The sequence below is a fragment of the Photorhabdus temperata genome (assembly GCF_025384845.1).
In the GTDB taxonomy this organism is placed as follows: Bacteria; Pseudomonadota; Gammaproteobacteria; order Enterobacterales; family Enterobacteriaceae; genus Photorhabdus; species Photorhabdus temperata.
Window position 1 is genome coordinate 1 of record NZ_JAJAFX010000101.1, and the last position, 6,453, is coordinate 6,453.

A 6,453-nucleotide genomic window follows, 5' to 3' on the forward strand; every position below is an offset into this window, starting at 1 on the left:
AATCCGCAAAATCCGAACAGAATCGATGTTCTGTGGACCGGCACACTCATCAATCAGTTGCGTGTTTTCGCGCTACTTAATCAGTTCCGCTTACAACCGGCAGCTTAAGAGGTAAACATGGGTAATACATCAAACAGGCTGGCGGGTACCGCTTATGTCTCTGTTGACGGCATATCGATCATGGTCGCGGGGGATTTCACCTGGAGTCCCTCAACAGTCACTCGCGAGACTCTTACGGGCATGGACTACGTACACGGTTACAAAGAGAAGCCGCAAGCGGGTTTCATCTCCTGCAAAGTCCGTGATAGTGGCGGGACAACCGTTGCTGATTTCAATAATCAAACCAATGTCACTATCGTGGCTGAACTGGCGAACGGCAAGACGATAATCGGCGAAGGGATGTGGACGGTTAACACGCAGGAAGTAGCAAGCGAAGATGCGACTTTTGAAGTACGCTGGGAAGGCACTTCGGTTACTGAAAATTAATTTGGAGAATCAACATGTTAGAAAAAACTAAAACTATCGTATTAAGCACGCCGATTGAAAGTAACGACGGAAAAGTCCGCTATGAGCAGATTGATTTGAAAGAGCCGGTGTTGATCCAGGTTGAACAGTTTTATGAAGCGCAGAACAAATCCAATCATTCAATTGCCGCTATGCGCCTATTGCTCTCTTTAGTATCGATCATCCCGGAATCAGTATTGAAAAAAATGGCAATCAGTGATTTTCATCAGTGCCAGGAGTTTCTTTTGGGTTTTTTGGACTCGAAGCGCTCAATGGCTGGCAACGATTAGCCGCTGACGTCACATTTTATTACAAGTGGGGGCCGCGTGATGCGTGGCTCTTAACCCGATCACGTCTTGAGTGGTGGGCTAATCAAGCTAATCGGATAAGTAAGGAGCGGTCTAATGGGTAACGCTTTCGATTTTGAATTAAATGCTGATGAGAACGTCACGAAAGTTATTGATGAAATTAATGAAAAGCTGAATGGACTCAATCCCAATTTAGCAAAAACTCAAGAATGGTTGAAATTTGGCGGTTCTGAGGCTTCTGACGGCGTAGAAACCATCGGTACAAAGTTACGTGATATGTCACGTTACGCAAAAGATAATGTGCAATACCTGGGAGATATGGTTCCACCACTTAAAAACTTCGGCGAACTCGCAACGAAATATACGGGGATAGGGGCGAAAATTGGCGGCGTAGGGATGGCTGCGTATGGTATATCGAAGGGCTTTCAGTTAATGAACGATATGGGAAAGAAAGCCTATGATTTGGATGTGTCCGCTAAAAACTCAGCAATGAGTGTTCCAGATTTCACCCGGATAGCCGGGGCGTTAGTGCAAATCGGTGTTAGTGCTGATGATGCTAAAAAATCAGTAGAAGGTTTTTATGGGATTTTAAACCACCCATTACAGGGAAGACGTGAAGAAGCTAGAGCGGAATTAACCAAGATGGGAGTTCCTCTTTATGAAAATGAGCACGGAACGATTGATGTATATAAGACTTTCCCAGAAGTCGTCCAGGCTATGCAGAAATACCCGTCTGATGTTCAAAATACCATTGCTGAAAAAATTGGTCTGGATGAACATGGATTAGCGCTGACACGTAAAGGACCAGAAGTATATCAAAAATTATTAACTAACTCAGATAAATTTGGTTTAACGAGGTCACAAGCTGATAATGATGCATTAAATAAATATAACGATAAAAAAAATGAATGGGATGCCCGCTGGGAGGGAATTAAGACACAAAGTGAAATTGCGTTTGGCAAATATGTTTTAGGTGGAGGTTACGACTATTTAAAAAATCAAGAAGATAATGAAAAATTAAAGTATGACAGAGATAGCACTAATTCGTTTTATCACGGAAATAAAAAAGATGATATGCGGGAGAGGGCTTTAAGGGATAAGGAATTTAGAAAGAGTCTGTCGCTTGGGGATCGGATACTCCTTGAATGGGGGTTCCCCAGCAGTAGTTTAGGGAAAAAAATTGATGATCATTATGGTGCTCAATGGGAGGCGCAGAAGCTTAGATATGAAACTATTCCTCAGCCACCAAAAATTCCAGAACCACAAAAAGTAGAACCACTAAAAATAGAACCTCCAAAATACCCCGATCCTTACGGGAAACCAGTAAAAGATTCGTTTGGTTTGAGAAACAACAATCCCGGTAATTTGCGGGCTGCGCCGAACGCAACAGGGAAAGTACGGGGACAAAGTGGCATGTTTGCTAAATTCGACAATAGCCACGATGGTAATGCTGCTCTTAGTCGACAGTTAATGCTGTGGGGGGATCGTGGCATTAATACCATTAATGATGTTATTAGCAAGCATGCACCTGCTGGAGGTATAGATAGAAATAATACGCAGGCATATATTAACTTTGTCTCAAACGAGACAGGCTTTCTTCCCAATCAACAGTTAGATATGCACAACCCGAAAGTGCTGGAAAAACTGATTAATGCCGTGATAAAACAAGAAAATCATGGTCAGCAACCGTTTAGCCAAAAGGAAATCACAGATGCAATAACCGCTGCTATCTTTGACCCAAAATGGCAGGGGAAGCGTGACAAATATTATCTGAATCAACAGCGTATGATGAATCAACCCGCGCTGCCTGAATCTGATAAAAGACCTGCTTCCATTTTTGCCAATCAAACAGATAATAGTGAGCTTGCTCAGAACATGGCTGAGGCCATTCAGACAGCTATAGGGGAAAACAAATTTCAGGTTGAAATTACACTGGTCAACAGTAAGACCGGGGAACGGCAGCAATTTAATGCAAAAACTGGGGGTAGGGTAACAACCTCCATGCAATATCCATAATCACACACAAGAGCGTATTGGGGCGCTCTTAATGTTGTTTAGCAGTTTAACCTTGATTTTATCAAGCACCTGAATAATTATTGGTCATTTGATTCGGATGAGAGGTGTTTGTGTCTATTTGGCAAATTATAGTGGCTGTTGTTTTTTTATTTGCAATTGCATTTTGCTTATCTTTTCAAAGAAAGAAAACAGCGTTTCGGACAACAATGCGCGTATTAGCGATTGGTATTCCTATCAGCTTATTTACTATATTTTGTACTTTGGAATATGCAGTGAACCGAGGCTGTTATAGCTCTGAGCAGAATTTTTATGAAAGGAAAGATGCCCTTTGCTATGGAACTGGCAGAATCACACAAGTGACCATAGGTGATAGGGAGCTTGAAATAGATCGCTTTATGGTTTTGTCAAAAAACAAGGTGGTTATTCATACAAAAGATGGCGGGGATTTTGTTGGGTCATATGCAAACGGTACGTTCATTGTGAAGTGGCTTGATGATTTGGTTTATTAGATTAGGTTCGGCATTGCAGTAAGCCCCGACTGGGGCTTTGATAATAAACTTTATCCGCCGCGCATCACTTTAGCGACATTCCTTTTCGCAAGTGATAATGCTCTTTTTATATCATCTAGCAGAGACTCGGCTTTTCTGACATCTTCAAGCGCAGTCTCTATGGATGAATTTGGTAGCCATTGCTTTGCAATGATATCCACCTGTTGAATATTGTCGCTGACAATATTTCGGGTATCTCCGTTTATTATGTTGATCCTATGCTTGCAGTACATTCCGTTTTCACCTGCGGGACGAGTGCAGAATGCTAGGAAATCTTTTACATCCTTTGTAAAAGTGACTTTATATGGTTCTTCCGCTGATCCTTGCACGAGAAAATTTATTTTTTCCATGAGACACCTCATAAGCGGAGTTTATCAACTATTTATTGATTTCTATCAGTTTTTTGATTTTTTCAACATCCAACTCAATAGAAACCAATCTTTCTTCTATGCTTGGTTTGTGAGCTATATCTGAGTTTTGAGAAACCCAATTTTCAATGGCTGCAACCATTTCGGCATTAAGAGATCGCCCTTTTTTATCAGCAATCTTTGCTATTTCCTCTTTTAATTCAATAGGAAGTCTTAAATTAACTTGAGGGTGCTTATATGGTCGCTTGGTCATTATGAGTTTCTATTATTCAGTTAACTACAAGATAGATTAATTAGGTACCTATTGACTATCAATACGTACCTAATTAATATGTATGCATACCACATACAAAAGCATACAAAGGAGATGTTAATGAAAGTGGCTGAACCCGTATCTGTTCGGATGCCGACAAAGTTAAAAGAGATTCTTCAATCGATAGCTGATGCAGGTGATAGATCTTTGAGTAAGGAAATTCTTCGGAGAGTGAAGGAATCACTAAAAAATGAAGGGATAGTAATCCCAGAATGACAAAACCCCAAAGGCTGGCACCAATGGGGTTTATAGAAGCCGGAAATCTTAGAGGAAAACCGACATGACAAGTATAGCAATTAATGAAACACATAACACTATCAACGTGCCGTTCTATGGTGACAACCTTTACGTAGTTAACCATAACGGCGAGCCATATGTTCCAATGAAACCCATTGTTGACGGTATGGGGTTGGCTTGGCAGTCTCAATATGAGAAGTTAAAACAAAGATTTAAATCAACCATCACGGAAATCGTGATAGTTGCCGCAGATGGTAAAAAGCGAGATATGATTTGCCTTGCCCTCCGCAAGCTAGCAGGCTGGCTAAATACTATCAGCCCAAACAAAGTTAAGCCTGAGATCCGTGACAGGGTGATCCAGTACCAGGATGAATGTGACGATGTTCTCTATGAGTACTGGACCAAGGGCGAAGTAACTAAGAAGACCAAAACCACAACAGACGAGCGCACACCTCTGCGTGATGCTGTAAACATGCTGGTGGGTAAAAAGGGGTTGATGTACCCGGAGGCTTATAGTTTCATTCATCAGCGTTTTAACGTCTCTCATATCGATCAATTGCCTGCTGAAAAGATAACAGAAGCTGTTGAGTGTGTTCATAAGCTTGTATTAGAGGGTGAGTATCTTGGTAAACAACAGGAGTTACCAGCACCAACTAAAATTCAATTCACAGATGATGAGCTGTGTAGTCTTTGCTGGTTATGGCGAGATGCTGTTGAGATGATTAGTTCAATATCTGATGTTTATCCCATTCTGAGAGCGGCAGAACATAAGCTTGAAGGTAAATATTATTCAATGTCACGTGAATATCCACGAAACATGAAAATAGCCCGGCTCTTATTGGAAAGAGAGACGGCGCATATTGAATGTGCATCGTTTACTGGCAGTGACTGGCGGTTATTGCATAACCTGAGAATCCCTAACAGTTCATTTTAACCCCAAGCCAAGGATGGCAAATTTAAAATATACCCACATGATATATAATGCTATATGTGCGCCATTGACTTATCCCGGCAAAACGTATATTATCACCAAAATGTACACCAATGGCGCACTAAGACATGATATTTATTGAGACCCATATCTTCACTGAAGATTGTAAAGAGTTGTTAAGTGACGATGAATATCGTGAATTTCAGCAATATCTCACAGACAATCCTATTGCTGGTGATGTTATCCAACACACTGGTGGCTTACGTAAAGTCAGATGGGCATCTAGTGGTAAAGGTAAGCGGAGTGGTGTGCGTATTATTTATTACTATAAAGTAGATGTCTCACACATCAGACTGTTACTGATTTACAAAAAAGGTATCAAGGATGACCTTAGTGAATCAGAAAAGAAAGTCTTGAGAGCACTAAATGAGGGGTGGTAACAATGGACAGTAAGTTATTTTCCAGGCTAACTGAAAGCATGACACAGATGAACGAAATTATTAATGGCGAGCGTGCTGCCTCTCGTGAAACTCACGTTGAAGCAGTAAAAGTAAAGAATATTCGCCAGACAACCGGTTTAACTCAGACCGGTTTTGCTAAGTTAATTTCCGTTAATGTTGGAACTCTGCGAAACTGGGAACAGGGAAGGCGTGAGCCAACCGGACCAGCAAAAGCCCTGTTGAAGGCAATAGAGAAAGATCCGGTTCATGTTTTAAAGGCGTTATCTATGTAAATAGAGCGCATAGGAATTCCTCAGCCTCGTTTCAGCGAGGCTTTTTTACTTAAAATCCACCACACCGCCGCTTAATTGCGGTTTTTTTGTATCCAAAGCACAAGGTGGTGATATGCCATTTATCAAAGACGCCATTTCATCATTTTTGGGTAAAGATCAAGAGTGGAAATGGTCAGAACATTTACACCCGGCTTCATTCCGCGGTGTGCCATTTGCCATAGTATCGGGTGAAAGCGTTTTCGGTAGGCGTCAGGCTGTACATGAATATCCGTACCGTGATACAGCCTGGATTGAAGACTTAGGGCGCAGTAGTCGAAAAATCACCCTTCGCGGTTTCATCATTCAAGATAGCAAAGTTTATTCAGCGCCGGATGTTATAACTCAGCGTAATAATTTGGTTGCAGCGTGTGAAGAGGGCGTTAGTGGTACGCTGATACACCCCACGCTTGGAGAACTGACAGTTAGTGTCACTGAGTCGGGCCTGCGTGTAAATGA

Annotated in this window: 11 protein-coding genes; 9 read left to right on the forward strand and 2 right to left on the reverse strand. The window is 41.6% G+C overall.

Annotated features, from left to right (window positions below; genetic code table 11):
• The first annotated feature begins 117 nt into the window (after window positions 1-117).
• The 4 genes from LGZ99_RS22915 (at window position 118) to LGZ99_RS22930 (ending at window position 3,337) form a co-directional block, all read left to right on the forward strand.
• Entirely contained in the window at window positions 118-486 is a 369-nt protein-coding gene (locus LGZ99_RS22915) for a phage tail tube protein (RefSeq protein ID WP_262979688.1), read from the forward strand.
• Window positions 487-500: 14 nt separating this feature from the next.
• On the forward strand, window positions 501-794 hold the full coding sequence (locus tag LGZ99_RS22920; protein WP_262979689.1) for a phage tail assembly protein: 294 nt from the start codon (window positions 501-503) through the stop codon (window positions 792-794).
• Between the two features lie 114 nt (window positions 795-908).
• Entirely contained in the window at window positions 909-2,828 is a 1,920-nt protein-coding gene (locus tag LGZ99_RS22925; RefSeq protein ID WP_262979690.1) for a hypothetical protein, read from the forward strand.
• 110 nt (window positions 2,829-2,938) lie between these two features.
• Window positions 2,939-3,337 (forward strand): hypothetical protein, encoded by a 399-nt coding sequence (locus LGZ99_RS22930; protein WP_262979691.1) that lies wholly within the window; start codon window positions 2,939-2,941, stop codon window positions 3,335-3,337.
• Window positions 3,338-3,387: 50 nt separating this feature from the next.
• On the opposite strand, the gene LGZ99_RS22935 is transcribed toward LGZ99_RS22930, so the two are convergent.
• A complete protein-coding gene (locus LGZ99_RS22935) occupies window positions 3,388-3,726 on the reverse strand; it encodes a hypothetical protein (protein ID WP_262979692.1) in 339 nt (112 codons plus the stop codon).
• 28 nt (window positions 3,727-3,754) lie between these two features.
• Window positions 3,755-3,997, reverse strand: coding sequence for an Arc family DNA-binding protein (locus LGZ99_RS22940; protein ID WP_262979693.1), 243 nt, complete (start codon window positions 3,995-3,997; stop codon window positions 3,755-3,757).
• A gap of 120 nt (window positions 3,998-4,117) precedes the next feature.
• On the opposite strand from LGZ99_RS22940, the gene LGZ99_RS22945 reads away from it, so the two are divergent.
• From LGZ99_RS22945 to LGZ99_RS22965, 5 genes are all read left to right on the forward strand, one after another.
• A complete protein-coding gene (locus LGZ99_RS22945) occupies window positions 4,118-4,273 on the forward strand; it encodes an Arc family DNA-binding protein (RefSeq protein WP_157890154.1) in 156 nt (51 codons plus the stop codon).
• A 64-nt stretch (window positions 4,274-4,337) separates the two neighbouring features.
• The gene (locus LGZ99_RS22950; RefSeq protein ID WP_262979694.1) at window positions 4,338-5,228 is read left to right on the forward strand and encodes a phage antirepressor N-terminal domain-containing protein; all 891 of its coding nucleotides are present in this window, start codon (window positions 4,338-4,340) and stop codon (window positions 5,226-5,228) included.
• Between the two features lie 125 nt (window positions 5,229-5,353).
• Entirely contained in the window at window positions 5,354-5,665 is a 312-nt protein-coding gene (locus LGZ99_RS22955; protein ID WP_262979695.1) for a type II toxin-antitoxin system RelE/ParE family toxin, read from the forward strand.
• 2 nt (window positions 5,666-5,667) lie between these two features.
• Window positions 5,668-5,958, forward strand: coding sequence for a helix-turn-helix domain-containing protein (locus tag LGZ99_RS22960; RefSeq protein ID WP_262979696.1), 291 nt, complete (start codon window positions 5,668-5,670; stop codon window positions 5,956-5,958).
• A gap of 112 nt (window positions 5,959-6,070) precedes the next feature.
• A partial coding sequence (locus LGZ99_RS22965) for a DNA circularization N-terminal domain-containing protein (protein WP_262979697.1) occupies window positions 6,071-6,453 on the forward strand: 383 nt, incomplete at its 3' end.

Bases quoted from the DNA above. Each gene is read 5' to 3' on its own strand.
- LGZ99_RS22915 (WP_262979688.1), top strand. From the start codon at position 118: ATGGGTAATACATCAAACAGGCTGGCGGGTACCGCTTATGTCTCTGTT.
- LGZ99_RS22920 (WP_262979689.1), top strand. From the start codon at position 501: ATGTTAGAAAAAACTAAAACTATCGTATTAAGCACGCCGATTGAAAGT.
- LGZ99_RS22925 (WP_262979690.1), top strand. From the start codon at position 909: ATGGGTAACGCTTTCGATTTTGAATTAAATGCTGATGAGAACGTCACG.
- LGZ99_RS22935 (WP_262979692.1), bottom strand. From the start codon at position 3,726: ATGGAAAAAATAAATTTTCTCGTGCAAGGATCAGCGGAAGAACCATAT.
- LGZ99_RS22940 (WP_262979693.1), bottom strand. From the start codon at position 3,997: ATGACCAAGCGACCATATAAGCACCCTCAAGTTAATTTAAGACTTCCT.
- LGZ99_RS22945 (WP_157890154.1), top strand. From the start codon at position 4,118: ATGAAAGTGGCTGAACCCGTATCTGTTCGGATGCCGACAAAGTTAAAA.
- LGZ99_RS22950 (WP_262979694.1), top strand. From the start codon at position 4,338: ATGACAAGTATAGCAATTAATGAAACACATAACACTATCAACGTGCCG.
- LGZ99_RS22955 (WP_262979695.1), top strand. From the start codon at position 5,354: ATGATATTTATTGAGACCCATATCTTCACTGAAGATTGTAAAGAGTTG.
- LGZ99_RS22960 (WP_262979696.1), top strand. From the start codon at position 5,668: ATGGACAGTAAGTTATTTTCCAGGCTAACTGAAAGCATGACACAGATG.